This window comes from Pseudoalteromonas sp. T1lg76 (assembly GCF_002964725.1).
Lineage (GTDB): Bacteria > Pseudomonadota > Gammaproteobacteria > Enterobacterales > Alteromonadaceae > Pseudoalteromonas.
The window spans coordinates 89,317-106,600 of record NZ_PQCE01000005.1 but is presented as its reverse complement, the minus strand read 5'-3'; the positions used below and the strand labels follow the sequence as shown (position 1 = coordinate 106,600).

Here is a 17,284-nt window from a genome sequence, read left to right as displayed (position 1 = left end):
TGTTTACCCGAGCTCAGTTTTAAGAAGTCAGAATCCAATTTATGAAGCATATCCGTAACTTTTCGATTATCGCCCATATCGACCATGGTAAATCGACCCTGTCCGATCGTTTGATCCAAGTGTGTGGCGGCTTAACCGACCGCGAAATGCAGCAGCAAGTATTGGACTCAATGGAGCTTGAGCGTGAACGCGGTATTACCATCAAGGCGCAGAGCGTAACTCTTAACTACACCGCCAAAGATGGTGAAACCTACCAGTTAAACTTTATCGACACCCCGGGACACGTGGATTTCTCATACGAAGTATCACGCTCTCTGGCGGCCTGTGAAGGCGCGCTGCTGGTTGTTGATGCCGGTCAGGGTGTTGAAGCACAAACCCTGGCCAACTGTTACACCGCCATCGAAATGGACCTGGAAGTGGTGCCAATCTTGAACAAGATTGACCTGCCGCAGGCCGATCCTGATCGTGTTGCCGAAGAAATTGAAGACATTGTCGGCATCGACGCCACAGATGCGGTGCAGTGTAGCGCCAAAACCGGTATCGGTATCGATGACGTACTAGAGCGAATCGTGCGTGATATTCCACCGCCGCAAGGTGACGTGGATGGCCCGCTAAAAGCACTTATTATTGATTCTTGGTTCGACCCGTACCAGGGCGTTGTGTCACTTGTACGTATTATGCAAGGTGAGCTTAAAGCCGGCGACAAGATCAAGATCATGTCGAACGAGCAAGTTCATATTGCCGATAAAGTAGGTATCTTCACTCCGAAGCAGACCACCACGGGTGCGCTGAAAACGGGCGAAGTAGGCTTTATTATCGCCGGTATTAAAGAAATCCACGGTGCTCCTGTGGGCGATACTATCACCCTGGCGCGTAATTCAGCACAAGAACGCCTGCCAGGCTTCCAGCGCGTTAAGCCGCAGGTTTACGCCGGTATGTTCCCTATTTCTTCAGACGAGTATGAATCATTCCGCGATGCCCTTGATAAGCTGAGTCTGAACGATGCCTCGCTGTTCTTCGAGCCTGAAAACTCAACGGCCCTGGGCTTTGGTTTCCGCTGTGGCTTCTTAGGCATGCTACACATGGAAATCATCCAGGAGCGTCTGGAGCGCGAATACGATATCGACCTTATCACCACGGCACCGACCGTAGTGTATGAGGTGGTAACCAAAGATGGCACGATTCAAATCGATAACCCGTCTGAGCTGCCACCGGTAAACGACATTCTTGAAATTCGTGAGCCTATCGTAGAAGCCAATATTCTCGTACCGCAAGAGTACCTGGGTAACGTCATTACCCTGTGTATTGAAAAGCGCGGTATGCAAACCAAGATGAACTATCACGGCAACCAGGTAGCGGTGACTTACGAGCTGCCCATGGGTGAAGTGGTAATGGACTTCTTCGATAAGCTGAAGTCAACCAGCCGTGGTTTCGCATCACTGGATTACAACTTTAAAGAATTCCGCACCGCCGACATGGTACGTGTGGATATTCTTATCAATGGCGACCGCGTTGATGCCCTGGCCATTATTTGTCACCGTGACAACGCCCAAGGCCGTGGCCGTGAACTGGCAGAAGCACTGCGTGAGCTTATTCCACGTCAGATGTTCGATATCGCCATTCAGGCGGCTATCGGCAACCATGTTATTGCCCGTTCAACGGTTAAACAGCTTCGTAAAAACGTAATCGCCAAATGTTATGGTGGTGACGTAAGCCGTAAGAAAAAGCTACTGCAAAAGCAGAAAGAAGGTAAGAAGCGCATGAAGCAGCTGGGTAACGTTGAAGTTCCTCAAGATGCCTTCTTGGCGATTTTGAAAGTCGGCAAATAATAACAATAAAGGACACCACTGATGGCTGGATATTTTTCCATATTTTTAGTGCTACTTACCCTGGCCTCGGGCCTGATCTGGTTGATAGATCATCTGGTTTATGCCCCCAAGCGCAAGCAGCTTATTGCGCTTGCAGAGGGCGCCAGTGGTAAGCCGCTGGACGAGGAATTAAAAGAGGAAATCGCTCCTGTGCCTGTGCTTACCGAGCATGCCAAGTCGATTTTCCCCATGATAGCCATCATTACCGTATTTCGTTCGTTTTTGTTCGAACCGTTTCAGATCCCATCGGGCTCCATGATGCCAACTCTGTTGGTGGGCGACTTTATCCTGGTACAAAAATACTCTTACGGTATTAAGGACCCGGTATGGCGCTCTGAGCTGGTAGCTACCGGCAAACCGGAGCGTGGTGATATTGCGGTGTTTAAGTTTCCGCCTAAGCCTGAGCTGGACTTTATCAAGCGTGTTATCGGTCTGCCGGGCGACACCATTGTGTATCGCAACAAGCAGCTGTATATCAAACCGCATTGTGAGCAAGGCCAGGCCGATCAGGGCAGTTTGCTTTGTGGCGAATACAATAAAATTGCACTAGATATAATTAATAAAGATGAGTTTATGCAAGGGAGCCAGCAACTTGTGCGTCTTGAAGAAGACCTCGACGGCCTTAAGCATGATATTTTAATAAACCCAAGACTGCCTGAGTTTAAGAGCAAGTACTACCAACAACAAGGCACCAAGATTGACGAGTGGGTTGTTCCCGAAGGTCATTATTTTATGATGGGCGACAACCGCGACAATAGTGAAGACGGTCGCGCTTGGGGATTCGTTCCAGAGCCTAACCTGGTAGGTAAAGCGGTCTTTATTTGGATGAGTTTTGAATTTGAAAACACAGCCGATGACTTCTTGCCAAGTTGGGTGCCAACCAGTGTTCGCTTTGAACGCTTAGGTAATATTCAGTAACAATGAAGAAAAACGTAACAGAACTGTACAGTAAAATAGGATATAGCTTTATTGACCAGGGCTTGCTTGAGCAAGCCCTGACTCATCGCAGCCATAAGGGCCAGCATAACGAGCGCCTGGAGTTTCTTGGTGACTCGATTTTAAGCTTTGTCATCGCCAACGCCTTGTATCACAAGTTTCCTAAGGCGCGCGAGGGCGATTTGAGCCGCATGCGTTCAACTTTAGTGCGCGGCCAAACCCTGGCCGAATTTGGCCTTGAGTTTAACCTGGGCGAGTACCTGCGCCTGGGCCCGGGTGAGCTTAAAAGCGGCGGTTATCGCCGCGAGTCGACCCTGGCCGATGCGGTAGAAGCCATTATTGGCGCCGTATTCCTGGACTCAGATATCGATACCTGCAGCGACTTGGTACTGCAATGGTACGCCTCGCGCTTGGACTCTATTTCCCCGGGAATGAATCAAAAAGACCCTAAGACTCTGTTACAAGAGTTTTTACAGGCCCGTAAGTTACCCCTGCCGGGTTATACGGTGATCGATACCAAGGGTCAGGCGCATAACCAGACGTTCACGGTTGAATGTATCGTTGAAGGGATGGAAAGTATTATCTCTGTGGGCAGTTCGCGCCGTAAGGCGGAGCAAAAAGCCGCAGAAAAAGCCTTAAAGATATTAAAGAATGACAGCTGATACGCACACACAAACGCATTGCGGTATGGTGGCCATAGTAGGTCGCCCGAACGTAGGTAAATCAACCTTGTTGAACAAAATTGTTGAGCAGAAGGTGAGTATTACCTCGCGTAAACCGCAAACCACGCGCCACCGCATTATGGGCATTCATACCGAAGATAATTATCAAACCGTGTATGTGGACACCCCGGGCCTGCATGTGGAAGAGAAGCGCGCCATTAATCGTTTAATGAACCGCGCCGCCTCAAGCTCTATCGGTGACGTTGAGCTGATCATCTTTGTGGTTGAAGGGACGCACTGGACCAATGACGACGAAATGGTGTTGAACAAGGTCTGTGCCGGTAAAACACCCGTGCTCTTGGTGATGAATAAAACCGATCAGGTGAAAGACCAGGAACTGATCCCCAAGCATCTGCTCTGGCTCAGTGAAAAAGGCGACTTTGCCGGTATTATTCCGGTTTCCGCCAAGAATAATCGCAATCTTGACCTGATCAAAAAAGAAGTGCGTAAGCGCTTACCACAAAGCGAATTTTACTTCCCGGAAGACTATGTTACAGACCGTTCCATGCGCTTTATGGCGGCGGAGATCGTGCGTGAAAAGCTAATGCGCTTTATGGGAGACGAGTTACCCTATTCTGTGACCGTGGAAATCGAGCAGTTTAAATGGCAAGACAACGGCGTATGGCAAATTAACGCCCTGATCCTGGTTGAGCGCGAAACGCAAAAGCGCATGGTCATAGGTAACAAGGGTGAAAAGCTGAAAACCATCGGCCGTGAAGCCCGTCGCGATCTCGAAGATATGCTCGACAACAAGGTGTTTCTTGAGCTGTGGGTCAAGGTGAAATCGGGTTGGGCGGACGATGAACGCGCCCTGCGTAGCCTAGGTTACGGCGAAGACTAAGCCCATGAATGCGGGCTTTGAGCGCGCCTTTTTACTGCATCGACGGGCCATTAGCGACTCGCAATGGCTGGTCGATTTTGTGGTCGAAAATCGCGGCCTGATGCGCATGATAGCGCGCCTAAGCGGTAAGCAGGCGATCAAACACAAAGCCCAGTTACAACCATTCCAAGCACTCCTTATTCGCTATCAAGGCAATGGCGAGCTCAAATACCTGCAACACTTTGAACTCGACACCGCCTTGGAGCCACTGCGCGGCGACAAGCTCTATTGCGGCTTCTATATGAATGAATTGGCGGCGCGCATCATCCCCATCAATGAGCCTCTGGAGCAGATATTCTCCCTCTATTCCCAGCACTTGCAGGAACTCGCAGGAGCTAAAGATCTGGGTGCCAGTTTACGCTGTTATGAGTTGCAGCTGCTGGAGAGCCTGGGCTATGGCGTCAACTTTGACAGCGACTATCAGGGCGATGCCATTGATGCCAAAGGACAATACGATTACTATCCCGAGCAGGGTTGGGTACGCCAGGCACAACCGGTGCAGGGTTACGGTTTTAGCGGTGCGCATATTCTCGCGTTTGCCCGTTATGATTTTTCCGAGCCGCAAATACAAAGGGCGGCCAAGCATTTTTGTCGTTATATACTCAAACCCTTGCTTGGCAACAAACCACTAAAAAGCAGAGAACTATTTAAATCAAGGTAAGGCAGCATGAAAGAGATTCTACTAGGCGTTAACGTTGACCATATCGCCACTTTACGTCAGGCCCGTGGCACCACTTATCCGGATCCGGCCCATGCCGCCGCAGTCGCCGAGCATGCCGGTGCCGACGGGATCACCATTCACCTGCGTGAAGACAGACGTCATATTCAAGACCGTGACGTCTATGTGATGAAAGACACCATACAAACACGCATGAACCTAGAAATGGCGGTCACCGAAGAAATGCTCGCCATTGCCCTGGAAGTAAAACCGGCCTTTGTCTGCCTGGTGCCGGAAAAGCGTGAAGAGTTGACCACAGAAGGCGGCCTGGATGTAGTAGGGCAGTACGACAAGGTGGCCGATGCGGTAAAACGTTTAAGCGATGCCGGTATTAAGGTGAGCCTCTTTATCGACGCCGATGAAGCGCAAATTGACGCCAGCGTCAAAGCCGGTGCCCCTTATATCGAAATTCACACCGGCGCCTATGCCGATGCCGAAAACGACGCCGAGCAAGCGGCAGAGCTTGAGAGCATTCGCGCTGGCGTACAATATGCCCATGCTCAAGGCCTGGTGGTTAACGCCGGTCATGGCTTGCACTATCACAATGTAAAGCCTATCGCAGCAATGCCTGAGATTTACGAGCTTAACATTGGCCATGCGATCATCGCCCGTGCGGCCATCGATGGCATGGAAAAGGCCGTACGTGATATGAAACGTCTGATGCTAGAGGCGCGGGCCTAAGAGGGAAGGGGGTCAGGACGCTGATGGCGTTTTGATATTGAGATACTTTCTTTGGAAAGCCGGTGTTTATCGCCGGCTTTTTTGTTTTTGTTGAGATCTTGTCGGGTCGCCGACCTCGACTTAGAGGAAATGCTTGTCCATTTCCTCTAAGAACTCCTAGGACACCCGTGATTCGCTTATGCTTCCGAACTCAGCGTTTTGTTAAACGTTCCGCTTAGCTTTCAACGCGGTTTAACGAGGTGTCCTACCTCGATAAACCTAACTCCGCCTCCATGCTCCGTTGTTGCAAGCACACTCCACAACAAAAGCTGATTTCTCCTGCGCGAATCCAAACGGGAAGGTCGATACCTGTTACTTCAGAATTTGCTGATGGGCCGATAAGTGTCTTGTTAGCAGACTTACGCAAAAAGACGATACAGTCCATAATAAAACCCCAAGCCTAAAAAGGCTGCAAAATGCCCCATCCACTTTGTTGCTGAGTCAGAGGATTTACTCTGGAAATAGCCAACAACAAAACCTAAGAACAGTACTGGTAAGAACAATGCCATTGGAATAATCGTAGCACTCGGCGTTCCTTCATACTCCCTAAGACTCTCGATGAGCTGCTTTAACTTTTTGGGCAGTACCGAATTAGCATAAAGCGCTGGAAATAACGAAAAGTACACCCAGAAGAAACCTAAAAAAAATGTGGGCAGAACTAATGCAAACCATTCCTTATTAATAGCTCTTTCCTCTTGTCTGCTAACGCCTCACCAAGAGGTGAGTAATTGTTGGATAAAATGTGAAACGAAGCGGAGCCAAGCCAACTGTTACAAGTCCCGTTTCAGTGGTTTGTTATGTGAAATTACACGTTCTCCATGAAAATTCCACCTGATTTGCATAGTTACTTCAGATATAGGCTGTGAAATAAATTCCTGAACCTTATCACAACGTACTACAACACCATCGGTGCTTAGAGGCACAAGTTGACCAGTCCAAGCTGAGCAATTAGCAATTAGTTTTTTTTCATCTGTATATGCCTCAAAATCAACCTCCACAGTCTTCCAAGTACTACTACCTTTGTTACTTATAACACCTGAAATCTCTATCACATCGCCCATATCTTTATAACTTTGAATGCTGAAATATAAATCATGGCTCGGGTCATAATACATATCAGGAATATCACTTAAAAACAGTTCATCAGAGCTGATTGTCATCGACTCTCTTAACTGCTGCGCTTTTTCCATAGCATCTTCGAAGTCATTCAATCGATCTTTTTTACTTAGGTGATAGTGTGCTTCATCAACAATAGATATTCCCAGACCTAAAAGAACACCAATACCTAAGTATTTAAATACTGACTTCACGAATTTACCCCTTTCACATAACGCCTCAATAAAGGGTCTCCACGCAGCGGCGAAGCCGCAAAGTGGAGGTCCAGCCCCGAAGGGGCGCCTTTGATTGATTTGTTAGGCATTTGACTCTGGCCTAAATGCTAGCTCAGGATAAATTAGATAAGCAAAGAAGAAGCCTACCCCGGCTGAACTAAAGAAAGACAGCAAAAACAGAACACTGTCTGGGCCGCCTACCAACCAATAATAGGTAAAACCAGATAACCCGGTAAATATGCCGAATGCAACCATTAAGAAAATTGTATTGACGTACTTACCAATTGCTCTGTACGTGCCTGGCATTGGCATGGGTAAAAACCTATTTAGCAAAGCCAAAATCGGGGGGCCGAACAAACCGAAAAGAACCACCGGCAAAATAGCTGCGTTTTCTAAGCCGCGACCAATCTCACTATCAAATACCACAATACCTTGATAGAGGCCCATGACTGAACCAATCCCAATTCCTACCCAATCGCTTCGTAAAAACTCGAACTTCATGTTGATGCCTAACAATTTAATATCGAGCGATTGGGTCGTTTTTCTACTGCAATCTGTCTCGTTTTTGTCCTATAACCATAGATAACAAATTTAGGAAGTACTTACCAGCATTGAAGTTACGCTACATTGCTATAAACCTGGACACGACAAAAACGACCGATTGGGTCGTTTTCCTGACTATGGGAGAAACTCATCGATGATGGATGTATACACAGTGATTTCGGTGGAAGGATGGGCGTCAGCTATTCGCTCTTAGCCATCTAACAGGTTACGATAATCTAAATTAGATACGCAGATGCATCAGTTAGACCCCGTGCATTTGCGCTGAGCATGGTGGGGTTGGTAGTACAACTTGACCTGGGATGGTCAAGTTAGGCGAATCGAGGCAGGGATAGCCGAGTTTCGCCGGGTGCGTTAGCAACACCGACAGGCGAAGAATCAAGCAAATGCTGGGGTGTCCTAGGAGTTCTTAGAGGAAATGGACAAGCATTTCCTCTAAGTCGAAGTCGGCGACCCGACAAGATCTCAATACGTAGCGCGGTGTTACTTAATTGCCTCCTAATCTAGAAGCAAAGCACCGGCCTTGTTATTTGCGAGCAGGAAACTCATCCAAAACCTGGGTGCCAAGGGGGCTGGCCCCCTTGGGTTGATGGTAATCACACCAGCGGTCACAACGAGTTGTTCTTCTCCAACCCCGCATCCGTCAGCAAATTCCTGAGCTCATCCAGCAATTCCAGCAGCTCGGGCTCGATATCATTGATGCTGGCCTGCTCCTTCATGGCCGTTTCAATCAGCTCGGCGAGCTTTTTCAGCTTCGGCACGCCGGTATAGCAGCAGGCGCCGTGGAACTTGTGGATGATAGAAAGTAAGCGTTGGTGATCCTTGGCGGTCATGGCTTCTTCTATCAGGCTGACGGTTTCCGGAATGCTGAGCAGCAGCATGTTGAGCATTTCTTGGGCCAGGTCTTCCTTGCCACCGGCGCGTTGCAGAGCCAGATCCCAGTTCAGGCCATTGCTGGCAAAGGGAGGTGTGCTTGGGGGGCTCTTGTTGACGTGGCGCTCGCGCAGGCGCTTATGATCGGCGCCGTGCTCCATAAGTACTTCGTGGAGCATGTCCTCGTCCAAAGGCTTGGTCAGGTAGCTGGCAAAGCCAACTTCCTTAAGCTGCTCTTTCTCTCCGCTTAGGGCGTGGGCGGTCACGGCTATGATTGGTGTGTCTTCATTGAGAGAGGACTCGCAAATGAGCTTACAGGCGGTAATGCCGTCCATAATCGGCATTTGTATGTCCATAAAGATCATATCGTATTTATGGCTTTTACAGACCTCCACCGCCTGGGCACCGTTATGGGCTGTATCCAGCTCTTCCACCTGCTCTTCAAGCAAGGCGCAGATCAGTTTCAGGTTGGCATCGTTATCGTCCACTACCAAGGCTTTTAACGGCAGGCGGCTGGCCTTGCGGTCCTGGGTGTGAATGGTGGGGTGATCAAGACGATAGGGCGCCGCCATCATTTCGCAAAACTTGCGATGATTAATGGGTTTGCTGAGGCAGCCATCGGCACCACTGCCCACTAAGGCCTCGCGCATATTATGCGACACCGTATTGAGCAGCAAATAGATATAGTCACTGTGTGGGCGCACCATGGAAATGAGCTGTTTCATCAGCGCCATGGACTCGACACCGCCGGCATCGCCAAGTACACAGATATCAAATTTAAAGGAGCCGGTGAGTACTTGCTCTAGCTCTTCCAGGTTGCGACAGCCGCTTACATGCACACCCCAAGCATGCAATATGCTGCTGGTGGCCATGTAGCTGTGCTCATTTTGCTCGAAATACAGCACCCGCTTAGTGGCTAAGGAGCCGCAGGGCAGTTCGGTTTGGAAATGATGGTCCGGCAGCTTAAACACAGCATTAAAAGTAAAGCAGGTGCCCTTACCCGGGGCGCTGTTCAAGGTGATGCGTCCGCCCATGGCTTCAACCAAATGCTTGGTGATCATAAGCCCCAGGCCGGTGCCGCCAAACTTACGGGTGATGCTGGAGTCGGCCTGGCCAAAGGGGGTAAACAAGGTGTCTTGTTTATCCATGGCAATGCCGACGCCGGTGTCTTTTACCGAGATCAACAAGGAGGTGCGCTCATCGGCCAGCAGGCGACTACTAATATCTATATTGATCTCACCCTGCTCGGTAAACTTAATGGCGTTACTCACCAGGTTGGTAAGAATTTGTCGAAAGCGGGTTGGGTCGCCAAACAGTTGCTCGGGCACATTGGGGTTTACATGAATCGACAGCTCCAGGTTTTTCTCATGGGCGCCGGGGGCGAGCAGGGTCAGCACCTCGTTCACCGCATCGCGCAATTGGAATTGAATGCTTTCGAGCTCCATGGCGCCGGCTTCAAGTTTGGAGAAGTCGAGAATATCGCTGATGATGCTAAGCAGGCTGTTGGCCGAGGCCTCTATGGTATCCAGGTAATCTTTTTGGCTCTTATTAAGCGGCGTTTTATAAAGCTGGCGAGCAAAGCCAATAACCCCATTAAGCGGGGTGCGTAGCTCGTGACTCATCTTCGCCAGGAAGTCGGACTTAACCTTGTTTGCAGCCAGGGCCTCGCGTTTGGCGATATTGAGCTGAATATTCTGGGTCTCATACTGCTCTAGGGTTTCCTGGTAGTCGGCGGTGGCCTGGTCGATATGACGCTGCATTTCGTCTTTTTCATCGGCCATATATTCGGTGATGCTCACTAGGCCTAAGCGCAGCTGCTCCAGCTCGCCCTGCATGGTCTGGGTAATGTTTTGCGGCACTTCGCCCCGGGCTACTTCGCCGGTAGCGCGTACCAAACGTGACAAGGGCTGGGTGATCATACGGCTCAGACGAATGGAGAGCACCACGGCAAAGCCGATGGCTAATAAGATCACAGCGGCACTGATTAAAATGGCTCTTTGTTGCTCTATTACCGCGGCCTGGCGGTTAAATTGCACCATCACAGTGCCGGCGGTTTGAAACGGCAAATGGCTGGGGGTATTGGGGTTGAGTACGCCCTGATAAAAAATTAAAAATTCATCGTCGTGAATGGCCTTATTCAGGCTCTGATGCACCTCGGGGGGAATAGTAGTCAGACGGTCAAAATTGCGATGTAAATTGCTGGTCACCACCAAGGAATCGCTGGCGTCAAAAATGGCCACGGACTTTACAAGCGGCGAGTGCATATTGTGAATATGGCGAGCTATGCGCTCTAACGTAGCCTTGTCGTTTTTAACTAAGGGTTGCTCTATGGCAATACTTAATGGCTCGATTATGGTGCTGCCTTGCTCGATGAGAAATTCATCCAACTCCAGGTAGCGATTTATAGTAAAATAGCCGCCGAGCAATAGACCAATCACCACGGTAGGCACCAAGGTCAGGATCAGGACTGAATCCCGAAGGCCTAGTCGGTTCATAAGCAAACAAATAAATGAGACTGTGTTAAGTTTAGGTTATAGCTTACACCGATCTTTATCAATGTAAATTAGGGCGGGGCATGGCGAACTTTTTTAAGCCAAGTAAAAAACAAGTTAAAAATCAAACGCAAGAATTGAGCATCCAGAGTATGGATCACCATGGGCGCGGCGTGGCAAAAAATAACGGCAAGGTTGTTTTTGTTAATGGAGCCCTGGCAGGTGAGCGCGTTCTGGCACGTATTAATGCCGATAAGAAAAGCTACGCAGAGGGCCAATGCATTAAGGTGCTTGAGCCCAGCGCAGCGCGGGTTAAGCCCATGTGCCAGCATTATCATCAATGCGGCGGCTGTAACTTGCAGCATCTTGAGTTGCAGGCCCAGCTGGATGCCAAGCAGCAGGCGGTGGGCGCTCTTTTTGCCAAGTTTACCGGCCAAAGCGAATTACCTTGGCAGGCGCCCATCGAAAGTCAGCCCTGGCATTATCGCCGCAGCGCCCGTATCAGTATTTTCCATGATAAGAATCGCGGCCTGCAGGTGGGCTTTCGCCAGCAAGGTTCCAAGCAGATAGTTAATATCGAACACTGCCCGGTGTTGGAGCAGGGCTTTGATGCGGTCTTTGCATTTTTCCGCGCTCAGATAGAGCAGCATCCGGCGCTGCGCTCAGTATCGCATTTACAGCTGGTGGCCACAGAAGACACCCATTACATAGTAGTACGACATACTAAGGCCATCGTCGACAAGGTGCAGCAACTAGTACAGGATGCCGCCAGCGAGCATGACTGGACCTTGGTTTGGCAGCACAGCGCCGAGCAGGCGCTACCGGCGGCCAGCTATCATATTAAACAAGGTGAACTGTCCTTGCAGTTCGGCCTGGATAACTTTATTCAGGTCAATGCCGAGGTGAACGAGCAGATGCTTAGCCAGGCCATGCAGTGGTTGGCGTTAGGCGCCGACGAGCAGGTGTTGGATTTGTTTTGCGGTGTCGGCAACTTCTCCTTGCTGGCAGCTAAGCAGGCAAAAAGAGTGGTCGGTGTTGAGGGCGTGGCCTCGGCTGTGGACTATGCTCAGTTAAATGCCAAGGCCAATGAATTGGATAATTGTCAGTTTCATTGTTTTGATTTAACCGAGCCCTTGGCGCAGGCGAGTTGGTTTGATAAAAACCTCGATGTGTTGCTGCTTGATCCATCGCGTATGGGCGCCGAGGCCATACTTGCGCAATTACCGCTCAAACAGTTCAAACGCGTCTTGTACGTGTCTTGTGATCCCGTTACTCTGGCAAGAGACAGCAAAACGATACTGGCAGCGGGTTTTTCGCTCAATAAACTGGGAATTATGAACATGTTCCCGCACACAGGTCATATCGAAACAATGGCATTATTTACACGGGGGTAGAGTCCGCCATGGTGGCAACAAGACAGTCGCATCGCACCGATATCGAAAACTTCGACAGCGCCTTAAAGCAGCTGGCGTTAAGTGACGACAAGTATCAGTTGGTCAAAGCGGCCACCGAATACTGCGGTGAGCACCGCAATGCCGACAGCGACCGATTGGCGTTGGAAATGGTGGAAATTCTGGCGCAACTCAACCTTGATGCAACCTCCCTGGCCACCGCCTACCTGACGCCCTATTTTATCGCCAATAAAATCGCTATCAGTGATGTTAGCGAGGCCTTTAATAAGGATGTCGGCCTGTTGCTGACCGGGGTGGAGCAAATGGCCACCATCAGCACCCTGGCTCATGCCTCAAGCGGCCAGGTGCAGGTGGATAAGATCCGCCGCATGCTGCTGGCCATGGTCGAAGATGTGCGTGCCGTAGTGATCAAGCTGGCGCAGCAGGTGTGTTATCTGCGCGAGGTGAAAGATGCCAGCGAAGAAGAGCGGGTCATAGCGGCCAAGGAAACCAGTAATATTTTTGCCCCTTTGGCAAACCGTTTGGGTATTGGCCAGCTGAAATGGGAGCTCGAAGATCTCGCGTTTCGCTATTTGCACCCGCAAACCTATAAACGCATCGCCAAGTTATTAGAAGAAAAGCGTCTCGACCGCGAAGAATATATGCGCGACATGGTCAAGCAGGTGCAAACCAAGCTGGACGAAGTCGGCATTAAGGGCGAGGTCTATGGCCGCCCTAAGCATATCTACAGCATCTATAAGAAGATGAGCAAAAAGAACTATGAGTTCGACCAGCTCTTCGATATTCGCGCCATGCGTATCGTGGTGGATAAAATTCAGGACTGTTACGGCGCCCTTGGTGTGGTGCATACCAGCTGGCGCCATCTGCCTAAAGAATTTGACGATTATGTCGCCACCCCTAAGCCGAACGGTTATCAGTCCATTCATACCGTGGTTTTTGGCCCCGAGGGCAAAACCGTGGAGATTCAAATTCGCACCGCGCAGATGCACGAGGATGCCGAGCTCGGTGTGGCCGCGCACTGGATGTATAAAGAAGGAGCGCTGGGCGGTCGCGACAGCGGTTATGAGCAAAAAATCAGTTGGCTGCAAAAGATTCTGCAATGGCAAGAGGAAGTGGTCGACGGCACAGACCTGGCAGATGAACTGAAAAACCAGGTGGTGGAAGACAGGGTCTATGTCTTTACCCCGCGCGGCGATATTTTTGACTTGCCCTATGGCGCCACGCCGTTGGACTTTGCCTACTATATTCACTCCAATGTTGGCCATCGCTGCATTGGTGCCAAGGTATTTGGCAAAATTGTGCCTTTTACCTATCAGTTGCAAACCGGCGATCAGGTGGAAATTCTTACCCAGAAAGAGCCGAATCCGAGCCGCGACTGGGTCAATCCATCCCTTGGCTATATTCGCTCATCACGGGCACGGGCGAAAATCCATCACTGGTTTAAACAGCTCGACAGGGATAAAAACCTGCAGGCTGGTAAAGACATACTCGATAACGAGCTGCAGAAGCTGGATCTTACCTACAAGGATCTCGACCCGGCTATTAAGCGCTTTAACTTCACCAATCTGGATGACCTGCTGGTTGCCATAGGCGCCGCCGATGTGCGTCTAAACCAACTGTTGAACTTTGTGCAAAACAAGGGTGAGCCTGAGCCGCAAATTAAGTTTAAACAGCCCAGTCGCAGCACCAAGGCGGATAAAAACGGCATAGTGGTGGAAGGTGTCGGCTCCCTGATGAGTCATATGGCCGGCTGCTGTGAGCCGGTGCCCGGCGATGCCATTTGTGGTTATATTACTCAGGGCCGGGGCATTGCGGTGCACCGCAGCGACTGTGAGCAATTCGCCACCTTACAGGAGCGCCACCCGGAGCGCATCGTCGAGGTCAGCTGGTCGGCAAAAACCAGCAGCGATTTTGCACTCTCTATTAAGGTAGAAGCCAATGACCGCCAGGGCCTTATTCGTGATATCAGCTCGGTGCTGGCCAATGAAAAGGTCAATGTGCTGAGCATGAATGTGAATACGGTGGACGAGAAACAGCTGGCGATTTTCAATATGAAGATTGCGGTGTCGGATTTAAGCAGTACCAACCGCTTACTGACTAAGCTGATGCAAATTGAAGGCGTGTATGATGCCTCTCGTGTGGGAGCCGGTGGATGAGTCACAACACCATTGCCGAGCTACAGGCCATAATGGCCAAGTTGCGCTGCCCTGAGTCCGGTTGTGACTGGGACTTGGCGCAAACCTTTAAAACCATAGTGCCGCACACCCTGGAAGAGGCCTATGAGGTGGCCGACACCATAGAGCGCGGTGCCTTTGATGAACTCAAGGTGGAACTGGGTGACTTGCTGTTTCAGGTCATCTTTTACAGCCAGCTGGCCAGTGAGCAACAACTATTTGACTTTAATGCCGTGGTTGCCGAGCTCAATAGCAAGTTAAAACAGCGCCACCCTCATATTTTTGCCGATGGCAACCTCCGTGATAATTGGGAAACCCGCAAGCATCAGGAGCGCCAGGCCAAGGGGCAGGCGCATCTGCTCGATGACATTCCCGCCAACCTGCCAGCGCTCAGCGCTGCTAATAAAATTCAAAAGCGTGTTGCCGCCGTAGGCTTTGACTGGCCCAGTGTCGATGGTGCTCTGGACAAGGTCGCCGAAGAAGTGCTTGAGGTGCGCGAGGCCATAGAGCATGACCCAAATAGCGAGCACTGCGCTGAGGAAATTGGCGACCTGCTGTTTGCCACGGTAAATGTTGCCCGCCACCTGGGTCGTGACCCGGAGCAGCTGCTGCGTCAGGCCAACCGCAAGTTTAGCCGACGTTTTAATGGCGTCGAGGAACAACTGGCGGCTCAAGGCCTAAACCTGGAAAACGCCGATCTAGAGCAGATGGAAGCGGCCTGGCAGGCGGTAAAAGAGCACGAGTGAGGGTGCTCCCTCGGGTGCCCAAAAGGGCGCTCTTCGAGATTAATTTTAGCTGGATTGGCCGAGGGGGCTTTGCTATACTATCGCCCCGTCTTGATTCTATAATTTAATCCATTTCCTGATATCTTAGGGTTCGCATGAGTACAAAATTTATCTTCGTTACAGGCGGGGTGGTTTCCTCGTTGGGTAAAGGTATTGCTGCTGCATCATTGGCAGCGATCTTAGAAGCACGTGGCTTAAAAGTCACAATCTTAAAGCTGGATCCTTATATCAACGTTGATCCGGGCACCATGAGCCCAATTCAACACGGTGAAGTGTTCGTTACCGAAGACGGTGCAGAGACGGACCTTGACCTTGGTCACTATGAGCGTTTCATTCGCACCAAGATGACCAGCCGCAACAACTTCACCCAAGGTCGTGTATACGAAGATGTTCTTCGTCGCGAGCGTCGTGGTGAGTACCTGGGTGCAACCATTCAGGTTATCCCGCACATCACTAACGACATTAAACGTCGTGTAGTTGAAGGTGCAGAAGGTCATGATATTGCCATCGTTGAGATCGGCGGTACCGTAGGTGACATCGAGTCACAACCTTTCTTAGAAGCCATTCGTCAGCTTGGTACCGAAATCGGTCGCGAGCGCGCCTTGTTTATGCACCTAACGCTGGTGCCATTCTTAGGCCCTGCGGGCGAAGTGAAAACCAAGCCGACTCAGCACTCTGTAAAAGAGCTGCGTTCTATCGGTATTCAGCCAGACATCCTAGTATGTCGTTCGGCCTGTAAACTACCGGGTAATGAGCGTGCCAAGATTGCCCTGTTCACTAACGTTGAAGAAAAAGCGGTTATCTCGCTACAAGACGTAGACAGCATTTATAAGATCCCGGCGCTGCTTAAGTCGCAGGATCTGGACAACATCATTTGTCGTCGTTTCTACCTGGATTGCCCGGAAGCGGATCTATCCGAGTGGGAACAAGTACTTTACCAAGAGTCGAACCCTACTGGTGAAGTGACTATCGGTATGGTGGGTAAATACATCGAACTACCGGATGCCTATAAGTCGGTTAACGAAGCCCTTAAGCATGCCGGTTTGAAAAACCGTTTAACGGTTAATATCCAGTACGTTGACTCACAAGACATCGAAAGCAAGGGCGTAGACCTGCTGAAAGGTCTTGATGCCATCTTGGTACCGGGCGGCTTCGGCGGTCGTGGTGTAGAAGGCAAGATTATGGCGGCCAAGTATGCCCGTGAAAACAAGGTACCTTACCTGGGTATTTGTTTAGGTATGCAGGTGGCGCTAATCGAATACGCGCGTAACGTAGCCGGTCTTGAAGGCGCTAACTCAACCGAGTTCGATACCAACTCGCCGCATCCTGTAGTGGGCCTTATCACCGAATGGCTTGATAAAGACGGTAACGTAGAAGTACGTGACGAAGCGTCTGATTTAGGCGGCACCATGCGTCTTGGCGCTCAGCTTTGTCATCTGAAAGAAGGTTCAAAGGTACGTGAAGTGTACGGCAATGATCAAATCGTTGAGCGTCACCGTCACCGCTATGAAGTGAACAACAACTATGTTGAGCAGCTTGAGCAAGCGGGTCTTGAGTTCACCGGTCTTTCCGAAGATAAGAAGCTGGTGGAAATCATTGAAAACAAAGATCACCCTTGGTTTATTGCGGCGCAATTCCACCCGGAATTCACCTCAACGCCACGTGATGGTCACCCACTATTTGAAGGTTTCGTGGCGGCTGCACACAGCTTCCAGAAGCAGTCTTCGTAATCGATCGTACTAAGCCGTGCCCATGCACGGCTTTTTCGTTTTTATACCCCTTGCCCAGAGGCGCCAAGAATCGGCCCCGGGG

14 protein-coding genes are annotated in these 17,284 nt (G+C 50.3%); 10 read left to right on the top strand and 4 right to left on the bottom strand.

What is annotated here, in order from left to right:
* The first annotated feature begins 41 nt into the window (after positions 1–41).
* The 6 genes from lepA to pdxJ are packed head-to-tail and all read left to right on the top strand — an operon-like array spanning position 42 to position 5,805.
* Positions 42–1,829: a translation elongation factor 4 gene (gene lepA / locus C2M35_RS01515; protein WP_105200750.1), complete on the top strand. Its 1,788-nt coding sequence runs from the start codon at positions 42–44 to the stop codon at positions 1,827–1,829.
* 21 nt (positions 1,830–1,850) lie between these two features.
* Positions 1,851–2,786, top strand: a complete 936-nt coding sequence (gene lepB, locus C2M35_RS01510) for a signal peptidase I (protein WP_105264457.1) — start codon at positions 1,851–1,853, stop codon at positions 2,784–2,786.
* A gap of 2 nt (positions 2,787–2,788) precedes the next feature.
* Positions 2,789–3,466, top strand: a complete 678-nt coding sequence (rnc, locus tag C2M35_RS01505) for a ribonuclease III (RefSeq protein WP_105200748.1) — start codon at positions 2,789–2,791, stop codon at positions 3,464–3,466.
* Positions 3,456–4,367 (top strand): GTPase Era, encoded by a 912-nt coding sequence (gene era / locus C2M35_RS01500; RefSeq protein ID WP_105200747.1) that lies wholly within the window; start codon positions 3,456–3,458, stop codon positions 4,365–4,367. Before rnc ends, era begins: the two co-directional genes overlap by 11 nt.
* Before the next feature lie 4 nt (positions 4,368–4,371).
* Positions 4,372–5,067 (top strand): DNA repair protein RecO, encoded by a 696-nt coding sequence (gene recO / locus C2M35_RS01495; RefSeq protein ID WP_105213705.1) that lies wholly within the window; start codon positions 4,372–4,374, stop codon positions 5,065–5,067.
* Between the two features lie 6 nt (positions 5,068–5,073).
* Complete coding sequence (gene pdxJ / locus C2M35_RS01490) at positions 5,074–5,805, top strand: pyridoxine 5'-phosphate synthase (RefSeq protein WP_105190570.1); 732 nt, start codon at positions 5,074–5,076, stop codon at positions 5,803–5,805.
* A gap of 398 nt (positions 5,806–6,203) precedes the next feature.
* Here the strand turns inward: pdxJ and C2M35_RS01485 are convergent, their stop codons facing one another.
* The 4 genes from C2M35_RS01485 to barA form a co-directional block, all read right to left on the bottom strand.
* Complete coding sequence (locus C2M35_RS01485; RefSeq protein WP_105200744.1) at positions 6,204–6,470, bottom strand: hypothetical protein; 267 nt, start codon at positions 6,468–6,470, stop codon at positions 6,204–6,206.
* 144 nt (positions 6,471–6,614) lie between these two features.
* On the bottom strand, positions 6,615–7,154 hold the full coding sequence (locus C2M35_RS01480) for a hypothetical protein (protein ID WP_105200743.1): 540 nt from the start codon (positions 7,152–7,154) through the stop codon (positions 6,615–6,617).
* 102 nt (positions 7,155–7,256) lie between these two features.
* On the bottom strand, positions 7,257–7,676 hold the full coding sequence (locus C2M35_RS01475; protein ID WP_105200742.1) for a hypothetical protein: 420 nt from the start codon (positions 7,674–7,676) through the stop codon (positions 7,257–7,259).
* A gap of 668 nt (positions 7,677–8,344) precedes the next feature.
* Positions 8,345–11,104 carry a two-component sensor histidine kinase BarA gene (gene barA / locus C2M35_RS01470; protein WP_105264456.1) on the bottom strand — a complete coding sequence of 920 codons (2,760 nt, stop codon included), beginning with the start codon at positions 11,102–11,104 and terminating at the stop codon, positions 8,345–8,347.
* 80 nt (positions 11,105–11,184) lie between these two features.
* Between barA and rlmD the strand changes: the two genes are divergently transcribed.
* The 4 genes from rlmD to C2M35_RS01450 all read left to right on the top strand — a co-directional run bounded on the left by rlmD (position 11,185) and on the right by C2M35_RS01450 (position 17,202).
* Positions 11,185–12,495 (top strand): 23S rRNA (uracil(1939)-C(5))-methyltransferase RlmD, encoded by a 1,311-nt coding sequence (gene rlmD / locus C2M35_RS01465; RefSeq protein ID WP_105264455.1) that lies wholly within the window; start codon positions 11,185–11,187, stop codon positions 12,493–12,495.
* Between the two features lie 8 nt (positions 12,496–12,503).
* Positions 12,504–14,669, top strand: coding sequence for a GTP diphosphokinase (relA, locus tag C2M35_RS01460; RefSeq protein ID WP_105264454.1), 2,166 nt, complete (start codon positions 12,504–12,506; stop codon positions 14,667–14,669).
* On the top strand, positions 14,666–15,433 hold the full coding sequence (gene mazG, locus C2M35_RS01455) for a nucleoside triphosphate pyrophosphohydrolase (RefSeq protein ID WP_105264453.1): 768 nt from the start codon (positions 14,666–14,668) through the stop codon (positions 15,431–15,433). The genes relA and mazG overlap by 4 nt, the downstream gene beginning before the upstream one ends.
* A 134-nt stretch (positions 15,434–15,567) precedes the next feature.
* Positions 15,568–17,202 (top strand): CTP synthase, encoded by a 1,635-nt coding sequence (locus C2M35_RS01450; RefSeq protein ID WP_105200736.1) that lies wholly within the window; start codon positions 15,568–15,570, stop codon positions 17,200–17,202.
* The last annotated feature ends 82 nt before the right edge of the window (positions 17,203–17,284 follow it).

Excerpts from the sequence above, each read along its gene's own strand:
- rnc (WP_105200748.1), top strand. The coding sequence starts at position 2,789 with ATGAAGAAAAACGTAACAGAACTGTACAGTAAAATAGGATATAGCTTT.
- C2M35_RS01450 (WP_105200736.1), top strand. The coding sequence starts at position 15,568 with ATGAGTACAAAATTTATCTTCGTTACAGGCGGGGTGGTTTCCTCGTTG.
- recO (WP_105213705.1), top strand. The coding sequence starts at position 4,372 with ATGAATGCGGGCTTTGAGCGCGCCTTTTTACTGCATCGACGGGCCATT.
- relA (WP_105264454.1), top strand. The coding sequence starts at position 12,504 with ATGGTGGCAACAAGACAGTCGCATCGCACCGATATCGAAAACTTCGAC.
- C2M35_RS01475 (WP_105200742.1), bottom strand. The coding sequence starts at position 7,676 with ATGAAGTTCGAGTTTTTACGAAGCGATTGGGTAGGAATTGGGATTGGT.
- lepB (WP_105264457.1), top strand. The coding sequence starts at position 1,851 with ATGGCTGGATATTTTTCCATATTTTTAGTGCTACTTACCCTGGCCTCG.
- pdxJ (WP_105190570.1), top strand. The coding sequence starts at position 5,074 with ATGAAAGAGATTCTACTAGGCGTTAACGTTGACCATATCGCCACTTTA.
- lepA (WP_105200750.1), top strand. The coding sequence starts at position 42 with ATGAAGCATATCCGTAACTTTTCGATTATCGCCCATATCGACCATGGT.
- barA (WP_105264456.1), bottom strand. The coding sequence starts at position 11,104 with ATGAACCGACTAGGCCTTCGGGATTCAGTCCTGATCCTGACCTTGGTG.
- mazG (WP_105264453.1), top strand. The coding sequence starts at position 14,666 with ATGAGTCACAACACCATTGCCGAGCTACAGGCCATAATGGCCAAGTTG.
- era (WP_105200747.1), top strand. The coding sequence starts at position 3,456 with ATGACAGCTGATACGCACACACAAACGCATTGCGGTATGGTGGCCATA.
- rlmD (WP_105264455.1), top strand. The coding sequence starts at position 11,185 with ATGGCGAACTTTTTTAAGCCAAGTAAAAAACAAGTTAAAAATCAAACG.